This window comes from Halocatena pleomorpha (assembly GCF_003862495.1).
Taxonomy (GTDB): Archaea; Halobacteriota; Halobacteria; order Halobacteriales; family Haloarculaceae; genus Halocatena; species Halocatena pleomorpha.
This window is the reverse complement of record NZ_RRCH01000060.1, coordinates 1-1,000: the sequence shown is the minus strand read 5'-3', so window position 1 is coordinate 1,000 and position 1,000 is coordinate 1. Positions and strand designations below refer to the sequence as shown.

1 protein-coding gene is annotated in these 1,000 nt (G+C 61.9%); it reads left to right on the top strand.

Going from position 1 to position 1,000, the window contains the following annotated elements; all coding sequences use genetic code 11:
- Positions 1-1,000: alpha/beta hydrolase family protein (locus tag EIK79_RS17725; protein WP_148094166.1), on the top strand; the 1,000-nt coding region annotated here is incomplete at both ends.

Genomic DNA, 1,000 nt, shown 5'->3' with positions numbered 1-1,000 from the left:
CCCATCACCAGCTCACACCCGATGATCAGTTCGTGATGGCCCGGGGCAACAGATACAGCTCCGATGGTGAGTGGTTCACCTACGCGGCGGCCACGAAAGGTGATGGCAGCCTCCTAGAACGGAGCCGGGTGTACATCGCCCGCGCTGATGGAACAGACGCTCGGACCCTGGCGATCGGTAGTGAGGAGAGCCGGACATTCGTCAAGGATTGGCACCCAGCGGACCGGCAATTGCTCGTCTATGATACGGCCACGACCACCCGCTGTGGCGTCTATGATATCCAAACAGAGACGCTCACGTGGTTCGGAACTGGAGACATTCAGGAAAAGCCGGTCGTCTGGCTTCCCGATGGTGAACGATTTCTCGCAATCCGGAAAGCACACATCACGACGACCCCGATCGTGTACGACTGCCAGACCGGGCAGGCTCACGAGCTCGCCGTCGGTGGCTCGTGTAGCTACGCGCCTACTGCCACCGACGAGTTGGTCATCGACGCCCACCACGTGCTGATTCCGCGCAGTACACCGACCATCCCGACGGAGGTGCTCTCCTACGACCTGCAGACGGACACGACAACGACGCTGCTCCGGACGAGCGACGGAGCAGTTGAGCCGTCGCGGTTGGTCGACCCCGAATACATCACCTACGAGTCAACCGACGGGCGCTCGATCGGCGCGCTGCTCTACCGAACAAGCAAACAGCCCTCCCCGGCAATCGTGCTGGTCCACGGCGGACGACACGGTCGAGCAAGCGAAGACTACCACTGGCCGAGCCAGTTGTTGGTTGATCGTGGCTTCACGGTGTTGCGCCCGAACTACCGTGGATCGTCCGGGCGCGGGCGCGCGTTCAAGCAGTTACAATACGGTGATCTGGGTGGGCACGATGCGATGGATGTCGCGGCTGGCGGCCAGTGGCTCCGGCGACAGGACTTGGTCGATGGTGATCGAATCGCCGTGTATGGTGCCTCCTACGGCGGCTATCTCACCTACGTGCAGATGGT